Genomic DNA, 1193 nt, shown 5'->3' with positions numbered 1-1193 from the left:
GAAAATTTCACTGGATACCTCCATCGCGTCGTTCGCGCATCGTCACGCCGGCATCGGAAGCGGACTCCGCCGGAACATCGCTCCAGCCGCCGCCCAGGGCCAAGCAGACATCAACCATCGCCTGCAACTGCCGGGTTCTGGTTTGCGCCCAGTCGAGCTGGGCCGAAAAAAGGGACCGATCCGCGTCGAGCACATCCAGAAAGTTGGAGTACCCGTTCCGGTAGCGGTCGTCGGCCTTGGCCACGGCTTCGCGCAGATCTCCGATCTGACGTTCGAGAGCGACAGCGGCCTCGGCCAGCAGGGCCTGCCGGGCCAAAGCGTCGCGAATGTCGCGGAAGGCGGCCTGCACGGCCTTTTCATACGTGGCCGCCGCTTCCCGGCATTTGGCCTCGGCCATCAGTTCCCGGAATCGGGTGGTCCAAAAATCGAGCGGCAGATGCAGCGACAGGCCGTAGGTCCAGCTTCGCGCCGCGCCAAAGCCGAAATCCCCAACATCCTTCGCCGCCGTTCCAGCCTGTCCAGTCAAGGAAAAGGACGGGAAATAATCGGCCCGGACCACGCCGACATCGAAATGCGCCGCCCGAAGCCCCTCCTCTGCCGCGCGCAAGTCCGGCCGGCGCGCCAGCAAGTTTGAAGGCAAGCCATCCGGCAGGACCGGCGCCACGGGCAACGCGGCGAGATCGTTCACGCGGGAGGGTTCCACTCCCCGCAGAATTTCGTCCGGCGAACGCCCCAGCAGCACCAGGAGCGCGCTGTGCGCCCCGTCGCGCCCCAGGCGGGCCATGGCCAGATTGTAGCGGGCGCTTTCAACCTCGCTTTGGGCCCGAACCAGGTCGGCCCGGCTGGAAAAACCAAATTCCTCGTTGAGGGCGTGGAATTCGAGGGCCTGCAAGCGCTGGCCAAGAGTCTGGTCGGCGATGCGCACCTGAAAGTCATAGCTGAGCAGGTCGAAATAGCCCTTGACCGTGCTTCCGGCCACGAGCAGGCGGGCGCCTTCGAGATCGGCCTCGCTGGCCCGCAGGTTGGCTTCCGCGCCATACAGCGCGTTGCGGTATTTGCCCCACAGATCGAGCTCCCACGACGCGCCGAGATAGACGGCATGAAGGCGGGATTTCTCGCGCCCCTCGGGCGGGCCACCACCGTCGATGCGCCGGGACGTCCACGTTTCGCCACCGCTGCCATCCGCGGCAAGA

General features: G+C 65.7%; 1 protein-coding gene. It reads right to left on the bottom strand.

What is annotated here, in order from left to right:
- Positions 1-7: 7 nt before the first annotated feature.
- A partial coding sequence (locus EOL86_15265; GenBank protein ID NCD26929.1) for a TolC family protein occupies positions 8-1193 on the bottom strand: 1186 nt, incomplete at its 5' end.

It is taken from the genome of Deltaproteobacteria bacterium, from assembly GCA_009930495.1.
In the GTDB taxonomy this organism is placed as follows: domain Bacteria; phylum Desulfobacterota; class Desulfovibrionia; order Desulfovibrionales; family Desulfomicrobiaceae; genus Desulfomicrobium.
The sequence above is the reverse complement of the archived record's forward strand: the minus strand, read 5'-3'. Positions and strand labels throughout refer to the sequence as shown.